The sequence below is a fragment of the Brucella ciceri genome, from assembly GCF_041930145.1.
Classification (GTDB): Bacteria; Pseudomonadota; Alphaproteobacteria; order Rhizobiales; family Rhizobiaceae; genus Brucella; species Brucella intermedia.
In genome coordinates this window covers 88,523-109,890 of sequence record NZ_JBHEEV010000004.1, presented here as the reverse complement: position 1 = coordinate 109,890, position 21,368 = coordinate 88,523, and the positions used below count along the sequence as shown (strand labels likewise).

The following is a 21,368-nucleotide window of genomic DNA, read 5'->3' as shown; positions in this document are numbered from 1 at the left end:
GGAGCGTGGAGATTTGCGCAAAGCCGTGCAAATCTTGGTTTGCATCGCTCCCGGGCCGGATGTAGTGAAAAGACATAATGCAGAAATCCTCCCCCTCCGGGCCGAATTCGGCCTCCACAAAATTCAGCGTCAAGACCTTGCCGAGACCAGCCCAGTTGGGTCTTCTGGCCGTTTTTTCCGCCATCCTGATCTTTGCAGGGGAAAAGCTGCAACTGCCTGCCGCGATGCTTCTGGGCGCTATGCTTGGCGCAATCCTGATGGCTGCTGGCGAAAGCACGCTGCGGGTCCACCGCTGGCTGTCACTCGCAGCACAAGGCGTCGTCGGCTGCCTCATCGCGCGTTCGATCACTGCCGAGTTCTTCACGAGCATGGGGCAGCACCTGCCCGTCATCCTGCTATCCGTGGGCTACGTGCTTTTTGCCAGCACCTTCATCGGCTATCTGCTGGCGCGGTTTCGCATTCTGCCAGGAACAACCGCCGTATGGGGTTCTTCCCCCGGGGCGGCCACGGCAATGACACTGATGGCGGAATCCCACGGCGCGGATGCCCGCCTCGTCGCCTTCATGCAATATCTGCGCGTGGTGCTGGTTGCCACAGCCGCTTCGCTGGTCCTGCGCCTCAGCACAGGCGTGGAAACCGTTGCACCTGCCGAAATCACATGGTTTCCACCCGTCGATTGGTTCACCCTCGGCCCGACACTGCTGCTGATCGTCGTCGGCGCGTTCCTAGGCGAACTCCTCCGCATTCCGACCGGCGCCATGCTCGTGCCGCTCATACTGGGCGCGTTGCTTCAAGACACCGGCTTCATCACCATCGACCTGCCGCCATGGCTGCTCGCGGTCAGCTATCTGCTCATCGGCTGGCGCATCGGCCTCGGCTTCTCGCGCGCCATCATCGCCCATGCGGCGCGCGCGTTTCCGGCGGTGCTGACATCCACGCTGCTCCTCATCGCCGTCTGCGGGCTTTTCGGCATGGCGCTCGGCCATGTGCTGGGGCTCGATCCGTTGACAGCCTATCTCGCCACCAGTCCCGGTGGCGCGGATACGGTTGCAATCATCGCAGCATCGAGCAATGTCGACCTGCCTTTCATCATTGCGATGCAGACAAGCCGCTTCTTCATCGTGCTTCTGGCAGGTCCGGCCCTCGCCCACTTCGTGGCCGCGCGCATCGACAAGCGGTTGAAGAAAAAGAACCTTTAAAGCGGCTCCTGTTTTTCCCGGTATGGTCAGGACCGCTCTTACCGGTTTCAGGCATTTCACGACGCAAATGCCCTGGCAGCCCGATTGCCGAAAACAGCGAGGCCGTGTTACGTTTCCGCCATGACACAGGTTTGCACCCATCTCATGTTTCAGGGCAGTGCAGGCGCGGCGCTGGAAACATATCGTTCGATCTTTCCGGACTTCCTGATCGAGTCGATCAAAACCTATGACGAAGCAAGCGGCAGCCCCGGCAAGGTGCAGATTGCCCGCGTGACCTTTGCCGAACACCGGCTGATCGTGATCGACAGCCCCATCCCGCATCAGTTCGATTTCAATCCGTCCGTATCGCTGTTCGTCGACTTTCATGATGAGGAAAGCCTGACCGGCGTTTTCGAGAAGCTTTCGGAAGGCGGCGAGACGCTGATGCCGCTCGACAATTATGGTTTCAGCAAGCTTTTCGCCTGGATCAAGGATAAATACGGTGTTTCCTGGCAATTGAACTTGCAAGCCTGAAACATAAAAAACCCGGCTTTCGCCGGGTTTTTCGTTAGTCACGCAAGAAAAATCAAGCCTTTTTGCCGTGGAACCCACGGATGGCGCCGATGATCTTGTCCTGGTCGGCTTCCGACAGATAGGGGTGCATCGGCAGGCTCAGAATGCGGTTCGGCAGGCTTTCCGAAACTGGAAGGCCGCCCGGCGCAACCGGATAGTGCTTGTATGCGGTCTGCTGGTGCAGCGGCTTCACATAATAAATGACCGAAGGAACGCCTTCCGTCTGAAGATGCGCCTTCAGGCCGTCGCGGTTATCGCTCTCGATGGAATACTGTGCCCATGCCGAGCGATTGCCAGCCGGGAGCGCCGGAACCTTGACGACGTCCTTCAGCGCTTCGTTGTAGCGCTTGGCGATGCGGTCACGTGCTTCCATTTCGTCTTCGAGGATTGCAAGCTTTTCCAGAAGAACGGCTGCCTGAATCGTATCCAGACGCGAATTGAGCCCGATACGAACGTTGTCGTACTGGGTTTCGCCCTTGCCGTGGAACAGGACCGAACGCAGCGTGTCGGCCAGTTCGGCATCGTTGGTGAACATCGCGCCGCCGTCGCCATAGCAACCGAGCGGCTTGGCCGGATAGAAGCTCGTCGCGCCGACATGGCCGAAAGCACCGCACATGACGTTATCGCGCTTGCCGCCGATCGACTGCGCAGCGTCTTCGATGACGAACAGGTCTTCGCGATCCGCGATGGCGCTGATGCGGTTATAGTCGGCAGCCAGGCCGAACAGATCGACCGGGATGATCGCCTTTGGCTGCAGGCGGCCTTCCTTGCGGATGGCGGCGATGGCAGCTTCGAGCTGCTCGACATTCAGATTGTAGCTTTGCGCATCCACGTCGATGAAGACCGGCTCGGCGCCCACCAGTGCAACAACTTCCGCCGTGGCAGCGAAGGTGAAGGACGGAACGAACACTGCGTCGCCCGGTCCGATGCCGCGCGCCATCAAAGGCATCTGCAAGGCATCAGTGCCATTGGCGCAGGCGATGACGTGTTCCACGCCCAGATATTCGCCAAGCTTCTTTTCAAACTCGGCTACTTCCGGTCCAAGAATATAACGGCCTTCCGCAACAACCTTGGAAATGGCGGCATTGAGACGGTCTTCGATACGCGCGCGCTGCGCTCCAAGATCAATAAACTGCATGTTGGCTCCAATATATCTGGCCCGCACAAGTCGATATGCGAATCCTCGGCAACCTATTTATTCGCTTGCGCCCTGCCCCGCTATGGCCAGAGCGTTCAAAGTTTTGCGATTCCTGTAACACCGCTTGACGCAGGTTACCGGGCCCGCACGCCCCACATTTACTGCGGGTGCCTGACAGTACCTTCCGTGAGAATGCGCAGCACGCTGATTGCTTCCTTGCCGTCGGTGCGCGGATTTTCGCGCGTCTCGATGCAATGCATGAAATGCTGCAATTCACGTGTCAGCGGCATGCCTTCTTCAACCGGGATGTAGACCGGCTCGACGGATTTGAAAGACCATTGGTCGTTTTCCCGCCAGACTTCATGATTGTAGAGCGCAAGCTTGCGATCCCACGGCTCGCCATCGTCGAACACCGCCATGCCTTTCGTGCCGGTGACCGTCAGGCGGCGTTCGCGATAGGCATTCAGGCGCGACGCAAACAGATGGCCGCGGATGCCATTGGGAAAATCGAGATGAAGATGAGCTATATCGGTAAGGTGATCGAGCGTCGCCACGCCTTCTCCCCGCACCGCGCTCGGCTCTTCTCCGGTGATAGCCAGGATCATCGAAAGATCGTGCGGCGCAAGATCCCACAATGCATCGAACGTATTGTGGAACTTGCCGAAACCGACGCGATGCGAATGCACATAGCGAATATCGCCAAGCTCGCCGCTTTTCACCATGTCGAGCAGTTTCTCGAAAGCCGGGTGGAAACGCAGCACATGGCCGACCATGAACACGCGACCGTTTTCACGGGCGGCCTCGACTTCGGCTTCCGCAGCCGGAATGTCGAGCGCGATCGGCTTTTCGACCAGTACGTCCTTGCCGTTCTTCACTGCCTGGATGGCGTATTGTGAATGGAACTGTGCCGGCAATGCCAGGACGATGCCGTCAATGTCTGAACGCGTGAACAATTCATCGACGGGAATGTTGGGAACATTGAACTCCGCCGCGAAGCGTTCTGCCTGTTCTGCTTTCGCGTCGGAAACTGCCTGAAGGGCACCGAGGCTCTTCAGGGTACGAATGTGATTGCCGCCCCAATAGCCGCAACCCAAAACCGCAATACGAGGTGCCATAAAACCATGCCTTTGCTGATGCCAAGTTCCTTATCGGTGCAAATGATAGAAAACAAGACGAAAGCTATGCGAAGAGTGCTTGACAGCTTTTCATTCCGCACATATACCGCCGCCATTCCTTGCAGGAACAACGATTTGTCCCACCGGAAACGGCGAACATGAAGTTGTCTCTGTAAAGCGACGCGTGGCGGAGTAGCTCAGTAGGTTAGAGCAGAGGAATCATAATCCTTGTGTCGGGGGTTCGAATCCCTCCTCCGCTACCACTTATACCAATGACGACGACTTCCTCAGTCTCCGGCCCAAGCAGCCTCGTCAGGTCTCCATGGATTTCTACGGTAAAGTCGGATTTCTCGAACCGGCCCCTACCCTCATTTTCCCCGTGAATGATCACGATCTTCGAGACAATATCTCGTATAGCCTGAGCGGCCTCCAGATCACCTTCGGCAATCGTATCCCCGATATAGCAACCCAAGCGCTGGAGCTGCTTCTCATAGAAGGCGAGAGCAGTCGGATGCAGCGACACGATTTTCTCGGCTTCTGGTGTTTCCGCTATGTCTGCGTTGATCCGCTTCTTCTCTGCCGACAGTTCCTGCAATCGGCTTAGAGCGAAATCCGGAGGCGCGTCCGTCTTGACGACGATATCGAGGATACGCTTCGCCTCTGCTTCCACGGCTGCGAGCCGCTGCTCCAGTTGCGCCCTTGATTTCGTGCGCTGCAGCTCTAGACGCTTACGTTCGGCGTGGTACTCCTGCACATAGGCAGAAATGACCTCTGGATGCTGAAGCTCGTTTCGCAGGGTATCTAGGATCAGGTCCTCGACGACATTCAGATAATAGGTCCGCGGCTTTTCGCAGATGCCTCTCTGGGAGAAACCGCTGCAGCGAATACGCTTGCGTCCGCTCTTGTCGGTCCCCGTCGTCACCATGCCTGATCCACAGCACCCGCACTTGAGCAGTCCCGAGAACAGGTGCTTTGGCCGGCGCTGCCTGTAGAAGTGCGGCTCGTGTGCCGTCTCCTCTTTGCGGGCCTGCACCTTAGCGAACATCATTTTGTCGACGATGCGAAGCTCTGGCTTCTCGACGACCTCCCACTGATCCTTCGGATTGATCCGGGATACGCGCTTGCCGGTATTCGGGTCCTTGACCATGCGGACACGGTTCCAAATCAGCGTCCCGTCGTAGATCGGATTGCGAAGGAGCCCGTTGTGTCGGCTGGCGCTGCCATTCAGGGTCGAGGCTGACCAAGTTCTTCCACGTGGTGGAACAATCTTGTCCCTGTTCAGGTCTCTCGCTATTGCACGCGGCGACTTGCCACTGGCATACTCGCGGAAGATGCGCTGCACGATCGCCGCTTCATCATGGTCGATGATCAGTTCGCCCTTTTTGAGCGGGTCGGGGCGGTAGCCGTATGCCTTGCCGCCTGCTGACAGGCCCTGCTTAACGCGACCGGATAGTCCACGACGCACTTTGTGAGCGTTGTCTTCACGGAACAGCTGGCTGACGAGACCCCGGAGTCCGACCAGGACGGTGTTCGCCTCACCCTCGTGTACAGCGAGTATCTTGATGCCAAGAAACGACATGCGCTTGTGCATGCCGGCAAGGTCTTCCATATCGCGGGCCAGACGGTCGATGGCTTCGACGATAATGACGTCGAACTTCTGATTGGCCGCGTCCGCAAGCAGTTGCTGAAGACCGTCACGTCCAAATATCGAGGCCCCTGACTTGGCCTTGTCCTCGTATGCGGCGACCACCTGATAGCCTTCGCGATCTGCGTAGGTGCGGCAAAGGGTAATCTGGTCGTCTGTGGATCGTTCGCTCTGGAGATCGGTCGAGAAGCGGGCGTATACAGCTGCACGGTTAGACATTGCGCGCTCCCATCGTAAAATCCTCCACGAAGAAGCGTATGGCCGCGCGAGACAAACCAAGCTCTTTGGCTTTTGCACAGGCTGCAGCGAATGCACCAGCACGGTCATGACCTTCATGAAAATCGTCCCCGTGCCTGCCAAGCGACACTGTATAGAACACATCGCCGGGAACAGTGCATTCGTGGATGGCTATCGTAAGCGGATCTGCGGCCATAGCGCTACGGATCGCGTTAACAATCTCGACATTTACGCTGCTACGGTTCTCCTTCTTACGAAGAGCAAGCCAAGCACCTTCGGCTGGCGGTAAACGCACACTGATCGTTGTAGTTTCCGTCATTACCCTAACTCCAATTATGAACCATTACAGGGTAATAATGGTTCATATTGCAGTCAAGACCATTGCGGGGCATAAATGGTTCATGATGGAAGATGCTCAAATGAAGCTGCGCCTCCCCGTAGCTCTTAAACGACAGATCGAAGCAGCGGCTCTTGAAAGTAATCGCTCGCTAAATGGGGAAATTGTGTCCCGGCTAGAAGCCTCGTTCCCGGATTACATTCCGGATGCCGCCTCCGTTCGGCGGGGCCCGCGACACGATACAATAGAGAAGCGCCTAGATAAACTGGAGAGCAGAATTGACGAGATTATGGAAATTCTATCACCGAAAGGGAATGCAGACCAAAGCTCAACGTCGTTAAAGCTTCTGAAAAATATGAAAAGCAAACTGTCATATGAATAATGTTACGCCGCTCTTTTCTCAGAAAAGCGTCCTAAATTAACTTGAAGCTTGAAGCAGCAAAGAACGTTTTCTCTTTTCCCACCACGAGAATTTCAATAGGTTGCGAGGGAGTACTTCCTCAGCGCTACGTGAACAATTTCATAGATAAATGAGCTGTTGCACCCTAAATTGCGATTTTGGATTTTGAGGACGGTTTGTAAATATTCCTTGCTATATTCCTGCGTCGAATCGGCTATGAGTTATTTGAACTGAGAAAGACATATGGCACGGGAAACGGCTCACGCTTACAACAGACACGACCTGCAAGACGCAGGTAAGGTTCTCCGTCTGAAAAGAGATGCGCAAGCGACGATATCCTGCGAAGACAATCTTAAATTTATGCGCCGTCTGCCGGACGAGTCAATGAGTCTCGTTGTGACGTCCCCTCCCTACAATATCGGCAAGCCATACGAAAAACGTAGATCGCAAGAGAAATACGTAGAGGATCAAGCAGCCTGTATTGCCGAAGCGGTCCGTCTTCTCTCTCCTACTGGTTCGATTTGCTGGCAGGTAGGCAACCATGTCGATAGTGGCGAGATTTTTCCGCTCGATATCATACTCTATCCCCTTTTCAAGAATCATGGTCTTCAGCTCCGCAACCGTATTGTTTGGACATTTGGCCACGGATTGCATTGCCAAAGGAGGTTTTCGGGTCGGCACGAAACCATTCTCTGGTTTACGAAATCCGATGACCACACTTTCAATCTAGATCCTATCCGGGTACCATCAAAGTATCCAAACAAGAAGCATTTTAAGGGACCGAACAAGGGTGAGCTGTCGAGCAACCCCCTTGGGAAAAATCCCTCTGATGTCTGGGATATTCCAAACGTCAAATCCAATCACGTTGAAAAAACGGATCATCCTTGCCAGTTTCCAGTTGGCTTGGTCGAACGGCTTGTTTTGGCCCTGACAAACGAAGGCGAGAATGTGCTCGATCCATATCTTGGCGTGGGATCTTCGGCTATTGCTGCTTTGAAACACAATCGAAATGCTTTTGGCTGCGATCTGGATCAGGGATATATCGATATTGCTTGGGATCGTGTTCATCAACTTAGAGCCGGCACATTGCGAACGCGTCCTATGAATAAGCCGGTCTATGACCCTGATGCGAAGTAGAGATTCATGAAGCTCGCTTATACTTACGACGATCATCACAGTGCTGGCGCGGAATGGGATCGGCGCGAACTTAAGGAATGGTTAACAGACGTGTTCGAAGCCCCGGCGATCAAAGTTGAGCCGCGGTGCACTTCCGAAATTCGCGAACATGTTGAGACAGAGTTGCTGAACGAAGGTTGGGCGCTGAACGTTGATCTCGATCAGAGTCATAAACTCAAGGTTTTTGGCCAGAAGGGTGATCTAGCATTCCAGTTGCAGACCGGCAACATGAGCCGTGCCCCTTATGATCTGCTGAAAATGCAGTATCTTTTTCAGAGTCAGCGTATTGAAGCCGCCGCACTGGCTCTGCCCACGAAGCGAGCGGCTAACCTAATCGGCGATAATATCGCCAATGCTGAGCGCGTTATCAACGAGCTTCAGCTTTTCGATCGAGTTATTACAGTGCCGATACTCGTTATCGCTTTTGAGTGAAAAAAGGGATCATGACCTACGTCATCAAGATAACACCACGGTCAGAACGCGAGGCCATGATCGAAAAGCGGTTAGCTGCATCGTCCGAATTTGGCGAGACCATCTTCGATTTCAGGAGCGGCACGTTTACTCCCAAAGTTATTTCTCTTCCCATTGCTGTCCCACTTTATAGAATGGAAAATTGCCGCACTTTCAGCGCTCAGCAAACGGAGATTGCGAGAGAAGGTCTGGACAAGGACTATTTTGCGAAAGGTCAAGAACTCACGACCGTGCAGCAGTCCCAACATGAAATTCTTATAAAGCTGGCTAAGCAAGGATCCGGCTCTGTAACACCCATCATTAATGTACTAGATCAGGATGGCCAGCGTGAACCCATTTTGATCAGCAGTTCGGGAATAGTGGTTAATGGCAACCGCCGCCTCAGTGCAATGCGCGAGCTTATGCGTAAAAATGATGGTGCTGTCGACGAACGTTTTACGAACGTTCGATGCGCTGTTCTACCCTCAGATATTTCACGTGATGAAATCGACGACATCGAAGCTGATCTTCAAGCCCGTCCTCAGACAAAGCTGGATTACGACTGGATAGGGGACGCGCGCTTAATTAGAAGGCAGGTGGATAAAGGTAGGTCGACGAAAGAAGTAGCGGATCGACTCCGTCGGAGCAGAGTCGATATCGAGAACGTGCTTCAAGCTCTTGACGAAGCTGACCTTTATCTAAGCGAATGGCTTGAAAAGCCCGGTGAGTATGATCTCGTACAAGAAGGCCAACAAATTTTCGGCGATTTGCCAAAAAACATCGCAAGGAAAGATGCCAATCTCCAGAATGCAAGCCGTGCTATTGCTTGGTCTATTTATGAGAACCGCAATAAGATAACTGGTCGTTTGTATCGTCTGAACGCTGCCTTCGGTAAATTGGCGCCAAAAGTACTCGAGATTTTAGAAGAACAACTGGACTTGATCGATAGTCAAAGTACTCACGTCGACGATGACGATTTTGCGGTTGACATCGACGCGGACGATACAACCAAGGATTATACCGCCATTATCGAAGCATTGCGTGACGAGACGTCGAAAGACGACGTTATCGAGACGCTAATTGATGCTTGTGAAACGGTGTTAGAGCTAGATAAAGGCCAGAAGAACGAGCAGGCGGCACTGCGAGCTTTGTCACAGATCAACTCAAAAATCACGGGCGTCGATGTCAGCTATGCGGGAGCAAAAACACTTCCAGCTATGCTCAAGCAAATTGAGACCATCCGTAATTCGCTTGACAGAATCGAGCGAGCTGTCGCTAAACGGCAGGAGATCGGGCGCGCTAACGTTCGGGCGGAAGATTAGGAGTAAGTGTTCGTGAACGATGAGCCCACTGCCGTAGCCGTTCGCTATAATGTGGATCACAGTGGTACGTTCGCTGTAATGCCTGACAGGCTGGAGACCTCAATCTGGGCGCGCCTAAAGCTGGCGATACGAACCAAGAAGCTTGATCACACCATTTCTGGCGGTGAAATAACTCTCTCTTGGCCCGACACGCTTGGCGTGATCAGGGAGCTTGGCAGCAAAGCAAATCAGATAGATATGAACTTTCGCTTCAGACCAGAAGGGAATGCTGCGGAAAAGATCAACATCTTCTCGGCTCAGCTCAAGAAAACTCGCGCCCAACGTACTGACCTCAAAATAGCATTAACGCCTCGAGAAATTGAAGAGCGTCTGAAAGCGCAGGGATTCACTAAGCGAGCGTTGAAGCCGTTTCAGGTTCGTGATTTGTCGCACCTGCTTTCTTTGAGCAACGGGGCAAATTTTTCGGTGCCCGGCGCGGGAAAGACCACAGTGACATTTGCCTTGCATTTGCTCACAAGAAAGTCCGGCCAGCATTTCATTGTCGTAGCTCCCAAAGCAGCTTTCCAAGCGTGGCAAGATATTGTGGGTGAATGCATGGACGAAGCCGCGCCGGATGACGCAGCTGAGCCCTTCACTCTTTTGAATGGCACGGAGGAACAAACCCGAAAAGCCCTTCGCTCCGGTGCGACCCGATTTGTCATTTCATATGATATGGCGATACGACAACAAGGTCTGTTAAGCACGCATTTTGCTACCACTGAGACGCACTTGGTTTTAGATGAAGCCCACCGCATGAAGGCAGGCTGGAATTCACAGCGCGGGGCATTTTTCCTGCGCATCGCCGATGATCCGGTCCGGCGCGATATTCTCACGGGAACTCCCATGCCTCAAGCGGCCTCAGATATTGAATCTCAACTTGACTTTCTTTGGCCAGGACATGGATACGGCCTCGAAATATCTCATGGAAAATCACCCCGTGAAGTCCTCGGAAATCTGTATGTTCGTACAACAAAACAGGAGCTTGGCCTTCCGAAAGCTAAACGACATTTTATTGACGTCACGATGGATGATGGTCAACTTGCCCTTTATTCAATGGTTCGAAACGAGTTTCTTCGAAACTATTCAAAACAAGTCTCACACGGTATAGATAGCGCCCAATTTCTAAAGGCCCGCAGATCTGTCATGCGGCTTTTACAGCTTTCTGTAAATCCCGTTCTTGCGCTTAGCGCGATGGGCAATGACGATACGGTGATTAATTCCGGCATCGTTGATCTCGTGCTAGAAGAAGGCCATTCTTCCAAAATGCGTGCAGTAATGGATCACGCTTATACGCTGGCTCGTCAGGGACAGAAGTCCGTTATCTGGACGATATTCACTGATACCATCCACAGTTTCGCTTCCTCCCTTGCAGATTTGAACCCGGTATACATCCACGGCGGGGTGCCTTCCGGCTTGGTATCTGATCCCGATAGTCGAGAAGGGCGAATTCGGCGCTTTCACGAAGACTCGAGTTGCTTTGTTCTGATTGCGAACCCGGCGGCTGCTGGGGAAGGCATAAGTTTACATACTGTATGTCACAACGCTATTTACGCCGACCGGAGCTACGTTTCTACGCACTATCTACAATCGATTGACCGGATCCATCGCCTAGGGCTCCCACCGGACCAGGAAACCCATATTCATATTTACAGATCCAAAGCCCCGCCAGTAATTGGCAGTATTGATATGTCTGTTAGCCGCAGACTTGTCGACAAAATTCGTAATATGCAGATGCTACTCGATGACCCTGATTTGCACGAAATTGCTTTCGACGAAGAAGAAGCCGCTGATCCCATCGATTACGATATCGAGATGCAAGATATTATTGATCTGATCGCCGAATTGGAGGGCAATGCGGCTGATGTTCCGCTGGAGGATGAATGACTATCCTCTTCTCTACTGAGCGTGTTTTTTCTCTACCATGCTTTGAAGGACTACGCTTGCTGCGGCGGTATATGGCTCAACATCCTGCTTTGAGCACAGCCGACCTTCTTCGCCTCATTGAAAAGGTCGAGGCTGATGCTCATACGCTAGACATGGAGGCGTCAGTTCATCTTTCTTCCTTGGTTGAAACCGATTGTCCGTTGGATGGACATGCGTTTTATCAAAGTTGTATCAAGGCAGTACTACTCAAGCACCAACCGATCTGGTCGAAAGCCATGCGCAGCGGTCGCAGACGATTCGTTCAAACACTCGACCCTAACGATCAAGACGTTTTTGCAGCCGCGGGACTCTTGGACGACCCCACGCCGCACCATGTGGTGGTTTGGTGGGATATAGTGTCCGGTTACGCACGCCTCAGAAGTGATCAGGAAAAGATGGAACAGGGCCGGTTTGCGGAGATACTAACACTTGATCACGAGCGTGAACGGCTCAAAGCCATGGGCATTGACAAACAGCCTGAATGGCCGGGTTTCGATGATAATTACGCTGGTTACGATGTTCTGTCTTATGATCATGGACACACAGGAATTCAAACTCGGCTGATCGAGGTAAAATCGACGTCCGTGTCGCCGCTTCGATTCATCCTGACCAGAAATGAATGGAATAAAGCTGAAAAGTCCAGTGATGCTTATATATTTCATATTTGGGACATGAGCAAAGATAAGCCTGCGCTGCATGTGCGTAGAGTAGCTGATATTGCTCCTCATATTCCCGCAGATAATGGCAAAGGAAAATGGAATAACGTCTCAGTTCCGGTCACTTCGCTCTGAACTATATATTGTAGGGATGACTGCGTCTCTCATTGATCCAATCGCCAAGCCAAACATAATGGAATAGGCCATTCGCGTAGGTCGTGATAAGAGGTAGTTATACAAATTGAGACGGCTTGGCACTTGGCATGTCAATGGGTTTGTCACAGAATGACTGTCATGCTGTCTCCGCTCAGAATTCTACGCCCCCTCGTTTTCGCTTGCATCTTCCCTACCGCTGCCATGTCTGAACCAGTTCAAATTGATGGACCACAAGGCGCTTTGGTTGGCGAATTGATCAATGTTGCGAACGCTGACAACATCGTCGTCATTATTCCAGGATCGGGTCCAACGGATCGTGACGGAAATTCACTACAGGTGGGCTTACAGGCCGACACCTACAAAATGCTAGCCGAAGAATTAGAGAAGGTCGGTATTTCATCAATTCGTATCGACAAGCGTGGCTTTTACCGTAACCGGTGTTCCGCTCCCACGTTGTCCTTACGGACCTGATCTGTGATCGCCTATCCATGGACGAGCAACGGGAGTTTCTCCATGGAGAGTACATTGGAGGTTCTCACGACCAGGAAGTCTGGACGTGAGTTTCACCGGCACTGGCCGGATGACGTTAAAGCACAAATCGTTTCGGAAAGTCTTCGGCCCGGAGCGCTGGTAAATGAAGTCGCAGAGCGACATGGCCTGAAGCCGAACCACCTCTCCACCTGGCGAACGATGGCGCGGCAGGGCAAGTTGGTTTTGCCTGCACCTGGGGATGCGGTGGAGTTCGCAGCGGTCATAGTTGCTGCACCTGTTTCGGAACCGCCGATCAAAAAGACCAGCCGTCCCGAGATCATCGTCGGGTCCGTCATCATTCGGCTGGAAGAAGGTGCGTCTGCCGAGCGCATCGCCGCTGTCGCGCGTGCCTGCGCGGTCCCGTCATGATCTTTCCATCGAACCGCGTCCGGATCATGGTGGCGACAAAGCCGGTAGATTTCCGCAAGGGCCATAATGGTCTGGCGGCGCTGGTCAAGAACGAACTGCACAAGGACCCGTTCACAGGGACGGTCTTCGTGTTTCGGTCCCGGAAAGCGGATCGATTGAAGCTGATCTACTGGGATGGCAGCGGTCTGGTGATGGCCTACAAGCGGCTGGAGGAACACACCTTCACCTGGCCGGGTATCAAGGACGGCTTGATGACGCTGGGCCATGCCCAATTCGAAGCGTTGTTTGCAGGCCTTGATTGGCGTCGCGTCCGTTCCGTAGAGGCGAGACCGCCGGACACCATCGAATAGATGCGGCACTATGACTCGGGCGGTAAATTCCAACGGCGAAGCGACGCTGATTTTGATAGACTTCGATCATGTTAGACGCCGCCGATCTTCCCGATGATGTTGCTGCGCTGAAGGCGATGCTGATCGCGGCGCAAGCGCGTGAACTTCGCAAGGATGACCGGATCGAGCGGCTGGAGAAGCTGGTTGCCGCATTCAAGCTGGCCGCCTTCGGCCGCAAATCCGAGAAGGCCAATCCCGAGCAATTCGACCTCGCATTGGAGGACCTGGAAACCGCTATTGCGGCCATCCATGCCGAAGATGAAGCCGATAGCGCCTCTGGGAAGCCGCAGCCTAAACTCCGTGCCGCCAATCGCGGCTCTCTGCCCGCCCATCTTCTTCGCGTTGAGGAGATCATCGAACCGGAAAGCCTGATCTGCGCCTGCGGCGGCGGTCTGCATTGCATCGGCGAGGACGCCTCCGAGCGGCTGGATGTCATCCCGGCGCAGTTCCGCGTCATCGTTACTCGTCGTCCCAAGTATGCGTGCCGTACCTGCACCGACGGCGTTGCCCAGGCTCCAGCGCCTGCAAGATTGATCCACGCCGGGTTGCCAACGGAGGCGACCATCGCGCATGTGCTGGTCTCCAAATATGCCGATCACATGCCGCTTTACCGACAGGCCCAGATCATGAGTCGCCAGGGCGTTGATCTCGACCGCTCCACGCTCGCCGACTGGGTCGGCCGGGCAGCATTCGAGCTTCGCCCGGTCTTCGACGCTCTGATCACCGACCTGAAGCGGTCCACCAAGCTGTTCATGGACGAGACCCGTGCGCCGGTCCTCGATCCCGGCTCTCGCAAAACCAAAACCGGATACTTCTGGGCGCTGGCTCGCGATGACCGACCGTGGGGTGGAGGTGCTCCGCCAGGCGTCGCCTTCACCTATGCTCCGGGTCGCAGTGGCCAGCATGCCGAACGGATATTGCAAGGGTTCACAGGCGTCCTTCAGGTGGATGGTTACGCGGGTTATAACCGCTTGCTCGCACCGGGACGCGCCGGGCCCGACATCCAGCTCGCCTATTGTTGGGCTCACGCACGGCGCAGGCTGGTCGAGATCACCCGCACCGGCTCGGCACCAATTGCCGAGGAAGGCGTGAAGCGGATCGGCGACCTCTATCGCATCGAAGCAGCGTTGCGCGGTCGCGACGCCGACGCCCGCTTGGCCGGAAGGCAGGCACGGTCAGCGCCATTGGTCGCCGACATGCGGACCTGGCTGACGCATCATCGTGCCCGCGTCTCTGGCAAGTCGCCGCTCGGCGAAGCACTCGCTTATATCGCCAAATACTGGGATGGGCTTTGTGTTTTCCTGACCGATGGTCGCGTCGAGATCGACAACAACAGCATCGAGCGAACCATCCGCCCGATAGCTCTGAACCGTAAGAATTCTCTCTTTGCCGGACATGACGCGGGAGCGGAGAACTGGGCGACCATCGCCTCCCTCATCGAGACCTGCAAACTCAATTCGGTTGATCCGTTTGCCTATCTGACTGCTACGCTGACCGCCATCGTCAGCGGCCACAAGCAGAGCCGAATCGATGTGCTGATGCCGTGGAGTTACTCATGACGGAGCAGACCCGAAGCGAGCTGACAGCCGATAAGCTGTCAGCTCACTTTGGAATCAAAAGGCGTAGGACATAGTTGGTTCGATCAGGTCCCACGGGTTGCCGTATAAGTCCTCGAATACGGCAACCTTACCGTAAGCCTCCACTCTTGGCTGTTCGCGGAAAGTGACACCCGCCTCCAAGTAGCGAGCATGATCACGGGCAAAGTCATCCGTTTCCAGGAAAAGGAACACCCTGCCGCCCGCCTGTCGCCCGATAGCGTCGGTCTGTTCGCCAACGGCCTTGGCGAGGAGCAGGGATGCCTGACCGCCTCCAGGGCCGACGACGACCCACCGCTTTTCACTTGATAACCTCGTGTCCTCCAGAAGTCGAAAGCCGAGCTTGCCGACATAGTAGGAGATCGCCTCGTCGTAGTCGCGCACCAGGAGTGACACGAGAGACAAACGTCGAGACGTGCCCGTCGCTGCCTGGGTCATCGGGTGCGAACCTCGCCGGTGGAGTTTACCTTATCGATAAAGTCGCGCAGCAGTTTAGGCATTGCTTCTGTCGGCAGTGACGGCGGGTCATCGGCTCTCAGGTCCATATATATGGCAATGCATGCCTCTATCGCTCTTTTCACGGAGGCAGCGTCATTCGTGGCCACGGTTGCGGCAAGCATTCCCTGTTCGTCCAATGCCAGCGTCTCGAGGCGTCTGACACCCCGCTGGTTTTTGCCTGCACGGCGGTAAAGTAGCGGACCGAGAACCTGTTCCCGGTAGAATGCAAGCATCCCTATTGCCTCGTAGAGTTCGCCACGGGCAAGCTTGGTGGCCGCATAATGCAGCCATATCCAGGCCCGTGCTTCAAACCAGTCCGATGAATGGTTGGGCCACTCGACCTCTCCGGCTTGAACACGGGCCGCCATCTCGGCCGGCTTCCGGGCGAACAAAATCGCCCGTCGCTCGATTTGGCGGTCGAGATCAGATGCCAGGATAAATTTCAGATCGACATGCAGGAGCGGGGGACCATAGAGGCAGATCAGAAGACGCGGCTCCCCGACATGCTCGCCGGTGAAAGCGCTGACAAGACCAGGAAGGGTCTTCGCGAAAGCCAAGCGCGTGGCCATGACGTCCTCATAATCTTCGTCATTGACGACGATGACGAAGTCTAGGTCGGAATTCTCGTCGAACCCGCCGTGAATGTACGACCCGCCGATCAGAAGTGCGTTAAGCCGTTCGTCGACTGCGACCGCGTCGCAGACCTGATTCAGGAAACTCTCATGTGTTTTAGGAAGGTTGCTGGGCATATGATTCTCCTTGCCAGCACCTCAGGATAAAACAGGCGGCGCGCACACCGCAACCTTTTTTCGGGATAGCGTGACCTGTCTAACCAAGGTGGAGATGTATAGAGAAGCCTGAAGTCCACTATCGGTGCATTGTTGCCACCACGTCCAAGTGGAAAGGCATCGTTACGCCCCACTGCGCTTGGTCAACGTGCGAATAGAACAGCGCTTACCTTTTACCGGAGCCAAGCGGCCATCGAGGACCCAAACGATGTGACAATTGAGGCCTACGCCAATGATGCCGTAACATGGGTCAAGCGAGCTTCTGAGCTTTCGCCCTGCGTTTGGATCGCGGGTCACTCTGAAGGTGGGCTTGTTGCACTTGTTGCCGCTGAAAACCATCCTCAAAATTTATGCGGCTTAATTCTTTTGGCGACTCCAGGGCGTCCTGTAGGGCGGTTGTTGATTGAGCAGGTTCATGCCAATCCTGCAAATGCTTCCGTTGTTTCCGATGTCGAAATGATCGTGAAGGAGCTGGAGGCGGGGCGGAAGAGCGACCCTAAATCTCTCCCTGCAGCATTGCAGCCGCTATTTTCAGAAGGGCTACAACGGTACATGATTGACCTTTTTTCTTACGATCCCGCGAAGGTCGCTACCCATTGGACCGGACCTGTCCTCATTGTGCAAGGGACTGCTGATATTCAGGTCAAACCCCGGGACGCTGACCTTCTCGTTGCCGCCATGCCGCAGGGCATACGGAAAAATCTGAACAATGCAACTCATGTGCTGAAGCGGGATGTGGAGGGACAGCCGTTTGCAACATACAAGGATCGCACATTGCCTTTGCATCCAGAGTTAACGCCGAGCATTATGCATTTTGTGAAAAACAGCCGGGCATTGTCGCAATGATCATCCTGACAATGCGATAGCCCAACGCCAAAACCTTACCGTCTGGTACGAATATTGCTCACCGCACAGGTTTCCTTGTTCAGATCAGCGACAGCCTTATCGAGTATCAATGCACCAAAGCCATTCCTGCCGCGAAATTCCATCGCAATAGACATAAACTGTCCACTGCGGGAATTGTAGCCCGTTCGGACATGCTGGAAACTTTCAGGGTCATTCATACTGGACTTTACAGCATCAACGAGCGCAGAAACTGAGCCATCCCACGAGGAAAAGCATTGCACGCCGTCTTTTGGCTTCGGCGTGAAGGTTGTTGAAAGATACGACGAAACAGAACGATGGACAAAACCCGTCAACATCAAGCCTCCAATGAATACGGGTGCAATCAGAGTATAGATGATGAGAATTTTCCCGTAGCTCCAACGGGGAACCAATTTAGGCTTTTGATTTTCAGTTTCCATCTAATCGCTCTTTTTGCGTATACCTCGCATGGTCTCGGACCACCGTCGTTCTGGTAAATTCGATAGCGTCAAAACCCGCTGGTGACGGCTGGAGAGGATCGACCGAAACACAAGCCGACAATGATATCGCGAATGCAATGGTCGTCAGCGCTTGCACGGGCCGCTTCAGTGATAAATTCTGCGCTGCATATGATGTCCCCCAATATACCCATCCAGCTGTACGGCGACTCACCTCGAGATTTCCAGCCTCCCAAAACCCGTAACTGATTTACCGTAAGTTGCAAGTGTTTTACTGATTTAGATGAAATTGCAACTGATTGCGCTGATGTTCAATGAACCTTGGGCCTACACACTCCTCAAAGGAGTGTGGCCATGGATGATCTGCGAAAACGGTTCGGTCAGTTGCTGGCTGCACATCGACGCAAGGCGGGTCTGACGCAAGGGCAACTTGCAGAAGCCGCAGGCATCAGCGTCGATATGGTCACCAAGATCGAAACCGGCACATCGGGGGCGCGGTTTCCTGTCATCGAACGTCTGGCTCGGTCTCTCGATGTCGACCCTGCTGCGTTCTTTTCGCCCGATATTCCGACGAAGGAGCGACCCAGCTCGGCGCTTTTGGAGTTGAAAGTGCGCCTTGCAGGGCTCGACGAGAAAGAGCTTCTGTGGATCAAGGGCGTGTTCGACGCCGCCCTCAACCAGAAGCGATAACCCGGTTACAGCAAACGGGAGATTGCGGCATCGGCGAAGAGGTCGACATCTCGGATATAGCGCGACAGGCTGGTCTCTGTCCTGTGTCCGGTCGTCTGCCTGATCTTGAAGCTCGAAGCCCCAGCCTCCGCCGCCGATGTGGCGAAGCCTGCGCGAAGCGAATGGCCGGAAAACGACTTTGGATCATACCCCGCCTTGGCTATCCTCGTCTTGACGACAAGGCTCACAGCTTCACCTGAAATGCGCCGATCCAGAATTTGCCTATGCTTGTTGATGCGAACGAACATCGGACCAGATGAGCGATTGAGAACAGTGAGCCATGCCTTGAGCGCTGTCACAGGGCAGTACCGGGTTCGTCCAAATGGCACAGCTATCCTGCGCCCCTGTCCTTCCTGATCCGTCTTCGACCGACGCAATGTCACTATCATGCCTTTTGCGGTGAATTCGATATCTTCAATGTCAAGCGATGCCAGTTCAGAGCGGCGCATGGCGGTTGCGAAACCGATCAGAAGTAGTGCGCGGTCCCGGATATCTTTCCGGCGCTGGTCACCGAGCCTGTCGAGCATCGCGAACAAATCATCGCGCAGGATCGCAACCGCCTGACGCTGTTTCGTCCCAAAGCTCCGCCGGATACCACGCATGGTCGATCTGACGAGTTCGGCTTCGCAGGGATTGCCATGTCCTAATGAGCGATGCGCCTTCGCCAAGGATGCCAGCCGCCGCTCGATGGTGGCGACGGCGAAGTGACCTGCCATTTCAGCCAGATACGTAGCAACGTTGGCGGGCGACGCGGGGATAGTCCGTCCAGTGGCCTCAAAATGCCGCAAATCCGCCCTGTAGGCGCGTTTAGTGCTTTCGGAGATAGAATATGAGACGAGATCGATGACGGCTTTTGGCGGCTCGATATTAGAACTGTCCAATTTGCAATTAATTGCAAACTTGTTCACCCACTTGGCGGCGATCGGGTTATGGATATCATTATTCTCTGGATCGGCGGCAACGTCATGCATCGCAAGTTTCTCCCTTTCCAAACCGTCGTGAAAATCGCTTAGCCCGAAGAACGTTAAGATGATCGAGGTTGTCCGCGATCGCAGCGATGAGTTCGTCAATAGCCTCGATGGGATAGCCTATCTTGGCGAAATCAGCCTCGCGGCCCAGCCTCTCGAGTTCAGTCGTACCATGCCAGAAGAGTTGCGGGCGGATGGGAATTGCATCGGTGTAGAATGCTCCCATCGCAGCTACGTCCGCTGCCCTGAAATCCGGAACCCGTCGGCTGAGCACATCAGCAACGGCATTGTTCTCGGCGGCGAACTGCGTGATGGCGGCTTTTCCAGAAGATGTGTGCTTGTCGAGCGCATAGGCTGGCATACCCCCAATCAAAGGAGAGCCCGGACAGGCCATATCGGTGACGCGGGGCAAGCCGGACGCGTTGCTTCCAAAAGCCTCCATCCACAAGACCGGAAGCATAATGGTAATGGGATGACGGACTCGCGAGCAGATATAGGTGACAGCTGCTAGGAGACTATCCGGCACACCGGCTCCAACAAAAGCCTCCATGAGTTGGGGCAGATTTCCTTCACCAACCCTGCTTTCTCCCGTATGGTCTCGCCCGGATGCAAACCATGCTGCAATTCCACGAGTAATCAGCGGGAGCGAAAGATCGACCGCCATGGCGATACGCTGGTCGGCTGAAGCTTTTCCCACGAAACAGCGCTCGTTCTCGAAAGCGGGATGAGCAACAGCGGCGGATATTAGGTAATCAGCAGATCTGTCTTTTGGCGCACCGGCGAGGATTTCAGCCACGCTGGCGACGGCTCTCAGAATATTATCGCCCACTTCGTGTCTGCGGGCCAGTCGGGCCATATTCGCGACGTGTGCCAGCGTCGGTGGCGAGGCGATGCCAATATCCTCGACAGCGATCAACATCAGCCGGGACCAAACTGCTGCGCCGCGAAGCTGGTGATAACGCAGACCGGTCACGGCGGCAAACGGTGTATCGCAACGTCGGATCGACTTTTGCATTAAACTTGACCCCACCCATGCGTCCAGGCGGGAGACAGTATTCCATGCCTGCGGGTCGTAAAGAACGGATTCATCCCAGTAGGGGTCGTTTGTGGTTTTGATCATAGCGTCCTCCTTGACGTTTTATCCAAGGAAAACGGTAACTTGAGGCGACCTAAAGCCAAGTGATTATTACATAATTTTCAGTTTATGGCTTTTTGGACAGATACTTAAACGGTAATGAAGCGCTACGAAGCAGCCGTGTCCTGACAACTGTCACCAGACGGTTGCCGGACACGATATCTGTCTCCGGTTCCCGAAATCGGCTCTTCGTTATCAACCTGCCCGCGTGGTGGTCGCAGGCTGTTACTGGCGGCACTTCATAAAACCGGCATGGATGCCCACTGGAGAGTATTTCGATATCGATTTGGAGATAATATCCCCGGCCTTTGAAATCGTGTTGGCGGCTTATGGCGGAGGAAGTAGTGCTGACCTCCAACTCCTGAAACCACCGGGGTTACCGACGAAAGGTCGGGAGATATCAGGCGAGACTCCAGACATAAACGTAACCGGACGCGTTGACCCGCCCCCTGCGCTCGTTCGTGAATTTGTAGCCCCGCCTCATCAATCCACGAATAGCACGAATGACGTGATGATTTTCGAATTCACCATCATGGCCATACGCGAGTACAGCAAGCTGTGCCGTCGTCAACTGATCATGTTGCTGTAACGCTGTAAGAACCGCGCGCTGTATACGCCCCTGCGGTTTTGGCATGACTTTGATTTCAGATTTATTCATAGCCCGGAACCTGTTGATTGGGTTATCTGGAACTTAAAATC

The 21,368-nt window shown here is 54.3% G+C and carries 23 protein-coding genes, 1 tRNA gene and 1 pseudogene; 15 read left to right on the top strand and 10 right to left on the bottom strand.

Annotated elements, in window-relative coordinates; all coding sequences use genetic code 11:
- Positions 1–77 precede the first annotated feature (77 nt).
- Both JNC63_RS09270 and JNC63_RS09265 read left to right on the top strand, forming a co-directional pair.
- Positions 78–1,199, top strand: a complete 1,122-nt coding sequence (locus JNC63_RS09270) for an AbrB family protein (RefSeq protein ID WP_063620697.1) — start codon at positions 78–80, stop codon at positions 1,197–1,199.
- A 120-nt stretch (positions 1,200–1,319) separates the two neighbouring features.
- Positions 1,320–1,712, top strand: a complete 393-nt coding sequence (locus tag JNC63_RS09265) for a VOC family protein (RefSeq protein WP_006472630.1) — start codon at positions 1,320–1,322, stop codon at positions 1,710–1,712.
- 52 nt (positions 1,713–1,764) lie between these two features.
- Here JNC63_RS09265 and JNC63_RS09260 read toward each other — a convergent pair whose 3' ends face one another.
- Together JNC63_RS09260 and JNC63_RS09255 are read right to left on the bottom strand one after the other, a co-directional pair.
- Positions 1,765–2,889, bottom strand: a complete 1,125-nt coding sequence (locus tag JNC63_RS09260; protein WP_063620695.1) for a DegT/DnrJ/EryC1/StrS family aminotransferase — start codon at positions 2,887–2,889, stop codon at positions 1,765–1,767.
- Between the two features lie 158 nt (positions 2,890–3,047).
- A complete protein-coding gene (locus JNC63_RS09255; RefSeq protein WP_063620693.1) occupies positions 3,048–4,004 on the bottom strand; it encodes a Gfo/Idh/MocA family protein in 957 nt (318 codons plus the stop codon).
- A 186-nt stretch (positions 4,005–4,190) separates the two neighbouring features.
- On the opposite strand from JNC63_RS09255, the gene JNC63_RS09250 reads away from it, so the two are divergent.
- A tRNA-Met gene (locus JNC63_RS09250) sits at positions 4,191–4,267 on the top strand.
- 587 nt (positions 4,268–4,854) lie between these two features.
- On the opposite strand, the pseudogene JNC63_RS09245 reads toward JNC63_RS09250, so the two are convergent.
- Together JNC63_RS09245 and JNC63_RS09240 are read right to left on the bottom strand one after the other, a co-directional pair.
- A pseudogene (locus JNC63_RS09245) lies at positions 4,855–5,868 on the bottom strand (recombinase family protein); the annotation flags it as partial.
- A complete protein-coding gene (locus JNC63_RS09240) occupies positions 5,861–6,205 on the bottom strand; it encodes a hypothetical protein (protein ID WP_374846269.1) in 345 nt (114 codons plus the stop codon). The gene JNC63_RS09240 and the pseudogene JNC63_RS09245, both read right to left, overlap by 8 nt.
- Before the next feature lie 37 nt (positions 6,206–6,242).
- Here JNC63_RS09240 and JNC63_RS09235 point away from each other — a divergent pair, with 37 nt between their 5' ends.
- The 10 genes from JNC63_RS09235 to tnpC all read left to right on the top strand — a co-directional run bounded on the left by JNC63_RS09235 (position 6,243) and on the right by tnpC (position 15,193).
- The gene (locus tag JNC63_RS09235; protein ID WP_374846268.1) at positions 6,243–6,605 is read left to right on the top strand and encodes an Arc family DNA-binding protein; all 363 of its coding nucleotides are present in this window, start codon (positions 6,243–6,245) and stop codon (positions 6,603–6,605) included.
- A 261-nt stretch (positions 6,606–6,866) separates the two neighbouring features.
- Positions 6,867–7,760: a DNA-methyltransferase gene (locus JNC63_RS09230; protein WP_374846267.1), complete on the top strand. Its 894-nt coding sequence runs from the start codon at positions 6,867–6,869 to the stop codon at positions 7,758–7,760.
- A gap of 6 nt (positions 7,761–7,766) precedes the next feature.
- Complete coding sequence (locus JNC63_RS09225) at positions 7,767–8,231, top strand: BglII/BstYI family type II restriction endonuclease (protein ID WP_374846266.1); 465 nt, start codon at positions 7,767–7,769, stop codon at positions 8,229–8,231.
- Between the two features lie 11 nt (positions 8,232–8,242).
- Entirely contained in the window at positions 8,243–9,571 is a 1,329-nt protein-coding gene (locus JNC63_RS09220) for a hypothetical protein (protein WP_374846264.1), read from the top strand.
- Between the two features lie 12 nt (positions 9,572–9,583).
- Positions 9,584–11,494 (top strand): SNF2-related protein, encoded by a 1,911-nt coding sequence (locus tag JNC63_RS09215; protein WP_374846262.1) that lies wholly within the window; start codon positions 9,584–9,586, stop codon positions 11,492–11,494.
- Complete coding sequence (locus JNC63_RS09210) at positions 11,491–12,324, top strand: protein NO VEIN domain-containing protein (protein WP_374846261.1); 834 nt, start codon at positions 11,491–11,493, stop codon at positions 12,322–12,324. The genes JNC63_RS09215 and JNC63_RS09210 overlap by 4 nt, the downstream gene beginning before the upstream one ends.
- A 150-nt stretch (positions 12,325–12,474) precedes the next feature.
- Positions 12,475–12,816 carry a hypothetical protein gene (locus JNC63_RS09205; protein ID WP_374846260.1) on the top strand — a complete coding sequence of 114 codons (342 nt, stop codon included), beginning with the start codon at positions 12,475–12,477 and terminating at the stop codon, positions 12,814–12,816.
- 42 nt (positions 12,817–12,858) lie between these two features.
- Complete coding sequence (gene tnpA / locus JNC63_RS09200) at positions 12,859–13,245, top strand: IS66-like element accessory protein TnpA (RefSeq protein ID WP_147438022.1); 387 nt, start codon at positions 12,859–12,861, stop codon at positions 13,243–13,245.
- Positions 13,242–13,595 carry an IS66 family insertion sequence element accessory protein TnpB gene (tnpB, locus tag JNC63_RS09195; RefSeq protein WP_147438021.1) on the top strand — a complete coding sequence of 118 codons (354 nt, stop codon included), beginning with the start codon at positions 13,242–13,244 and terminating at the stop codon, positions 13,593–13,595. Before tnpA ends, tnpB begins: the two co-directional genes overlap by 4 nt.
- 68 nt (positions 13,596–13,663) lie before the next feature.
- Complete coding sequence (gene tnpC, locus JNC63_RS09190) at positions 13,664–15,193, top strand: IS66 family transposase (protein WP_121539284.1); 1,530 nt, start codon at positions 13,664–13,666, stop codon at positions 15,191–15,193.
- Positions 15,194–15,247: 54 nt separating this feature from the next.
- Here tnpC and JNC63_RS09185 read toward each other — a convergent pair whose 3' ends face one another.
- Both JNC63_RS09185 and JNC63_RS09180 read right to left on the bottom strand, forming a co-directional pair.
- Positions 15,248–15,667, bottom strand: a complete 420-nt coding sequence (locus tag JNC63_RS09185; RefSeq protein ID WP_171319523.1) for a VOC family protein — start codon at positions 15,665–15,667, stop codon at positions 15,248–15,250.
- Entirely contained in the window at positions 15,664–16,476 is an 813-nt protein-coding gene (locus JNC63_RS09180) for a nucleotidyltransferase domain-containing protein (protein WP_171319522.1), read from the bottom strand. The genes JNC63_RS09185 and JNC63_RS09180 overlap by 4 nt, the downstream gene beginning before the upstream one ends.
- A 249-nt stretch (positions 16,477–16,725) precedes the next feature.
- Between JNC63_RS09180 and JNC63_RS09175 the strand changes: the two genes are divergently transcribed.
- Positions 16,726–17,361 carry an alpha/beta hydrolase gene (locus tag JNC63_RS09175; protein WP_374846257.1) on the top strand — a complete coding sequence of 212 codons (636 nt, stop codon included), beginning with the start codon at positions 16,726–16,728 and terminating at the stop codon, positions 17,359–17,361.
- A 35-nt stretch (positions 17,362–17,396) separates the two neighbouring features.
- On the opposite strand, the gene JNC63_RS09170 is transcribed toward JNC63_RS09175, so the two are convergent.
- Complete coding sequence (locus JNC63_RS09170) at positions 17,397–17,819, bottom strand: hypothetical protein (RefSeq protein ID WP_374846255.1); 423 nt, start codon at positions 17,817–17,819, stop codon at positions 17,397–17,399.
- Positions 17,820–18,191: 372 nt separating this feature from the next.
- Here JNC63_RS09170 and JNC63_RS09165 point away from each other — a divergent pair, with 372 nt between their 5' ends.
- Positions 18,192–18,527, top strand: coding sequence for a helix-turn-helix domain-containing protein (locus JNC63_RS09165; protein ID WP_374846254.1), 336 nt, complete (start codon positions 18,192–18,194; stop codon positions 18,525–18,527).
- A 5-nt stretch (positions 18,528–18,532) separates the two neighbouring features.
- Here the strand turns inward: JNC63_RS09165 and JNC63_RS09160 are convergent, their stop codons facing one another.
- From JNC63_RS09160 to JNC63_RS09150, 3 genes are all read right to left on the bottom strand, one after another.
- The gene (locus JNC63_RS09160; protein WP_374846252.1) at positions 18,533–19,282 is read right to left on the bottom strand and encodes a site-specific integrase; all 750 of its coding nucleotides are present in this window, start codon (positions 19,280–19,282) and stop codon (positions 18,533–18,535) included.
- Positions 19,283–19,529: 247 nt separating this feature from the next.
- Positions 19,530–20,654, bottom strand: coding sequence for a hypothetical protein (locus JNC63_RS09155; RefSeq protein WP_374846251.1), 1,125 nt, complete (start codon positions 20,652–20,654; stop codon positions 19,530–19,532).
- 415 nt (positions 20,655–21,069) lie between these two features.
- Positions 21,070–21,327, bottom strand: a complete 258-nt coding sequence (locus JNC63_RS09150) for a hypothetical protein (protein ID WP_374846250.1) — start codon at positions 21,325–21,327, stop codon at positions 21,070–21,072.
- Between the last annotated feature and the right edge of the window lie 41 nt (positions 21,328–21,368).

Coding starts and splice junctions, on each gene's coding strand:
- JNC63_RS09270 (WP_063620697.1), top strand. CDS start 78: ATGCAGAAATCCTCCCCCTCCGGGCCGAATTCGGCCTCCACAAAATTC.
- JNC63_RS09265 (WP_006472630.1), top strand. CDS start 1,320: ATGACACAGGTTTGCACCCATCTCATGTTTCAGGGCAGTGCAGGCGCG.
- JNC63_RS09260 (WP_063620695.1), bottom strand. CDS start 2,889: ATGCAGTTTATTGATCTTGGAGCGCAGCGCGCGCGTATCGAAGACCGT.
- JNC63_RS09255 (WP_063620693.1), bottom strand. CDS start 4,004: ATGGCACCTCGTATTGCGGTTTTGGGTTGCGGCTATTGGGGCGGCAAT.
- JNC63_RS09240 (WP_374846269.1), bottom strand. CDS start 6,205: ATGACGGAAACTACAACGATCAGTGTGCGTTTACCGCCAGCCGAAGGT.
- JNC63_RS09235 (WP_374846268.1), top strand. CDS start 6,243: ATGGTTCATATTGCAGTCAAGACCATTGCGGGGCATAAATGGTTCATG.
- JNC63_RS09230 (WP_374846267.1), top strand. CDS start 6,867: ATGGCACGGGAAACGGCTCACGCTTACAACAGACACGACCTGCAAGAC.
- JNC63_RS09225 (WP_374846266.1), top strand. CDS start 7,767: ATGAAGCTCGCTTATACTTACGACGATCATCACAGTGCTGGCGCGGAA.
- JNC63_RS09220 (WP_374846264.1), top strand. CDS start 8,243: ATGACCTACGTCATCAAGATAACACCACGGTCAGAACGCGAGGCCATG.
- JNC63_RS09210 (WP_374846261.1), top strand. CDS start 11,491: ATGACTATCCTCTTCTCTACTGAGCGTGTTTTTTCTCTACCATGCTTT.
- JNC63_RS09205 (WP_374846260.1), top strand. CDS start 12,475: ATGACTGTCATGCTGTCTCCGCTCAGAATTCTACGCCCCCTCGTTTTC.
- tnpA (WP_147438022.1), top strand. CDS start 12,859: ATGGAGAGTACATTGGAGGTTCTCACGACCAGGAAGTCTGGACGTGAG.
- tnpB (WP_147438021.1), top strand. CDS start 13,242: ATGATCTTTCCATCGAACCGCGTCCGGATCATGGTGGCGACAAAGCCG.
- tnpC (WP_121539284.1), top strand. CDS start 13,664: ATGTTAGACGCCGCCGATCTTCCCGATGATGTTGCTGCGCTGAAGGCG.
- JNC63_RS09185 (WP_171319523.1), bottom strand. CDS start 15,667: ATGACCCAGGCAGCGACGGGCACGTCTCGACGTTTGTCTCTCGTGTCA.
- JNC63_RS09180 (WP_171319522.1), bottom strand. CDS start 16,476: ATGCCCAGCAACCTTCCTAAAACACATGAGAGTTTCCTGAATCAGGTC.
- JNC63_RS09170 (WP_374846255.1), bottom strand. CDS start 17,819: ATGGAAACTGAAAATCAAAAGCCTAAATTGGTTCCCCGTTGGAGCTAC.
- JNC63_RS09165 (WP_374846254.1), top strand. CDS start 18,192: ATGGATGATCTGCGAAAACGGTTCGGTCAGTTGCTGGCTGCACATCGA.
- JNC63_RS09160 (WP_374846252.1), bottom strand. CDS start 19,282: ATGGCAGGTCACTTCGCCGTCGCCACCATCGAGCGGCGGCTGGCATCC.
- JNC63_RS09155 (WP_374846251.1), bottom strand. CDS start 20,654: ATGATCAAAACCACAAACGACCCCTACTGGGATGAATCCGTTCTTTAC.
- JNC63_RS09150 (WP_374846250.1), bottom strand. CDS start 21,327: ATGAATAAATCTGAAATCAAAGTCATGCCAAAACCGCAGGGGCGTATA.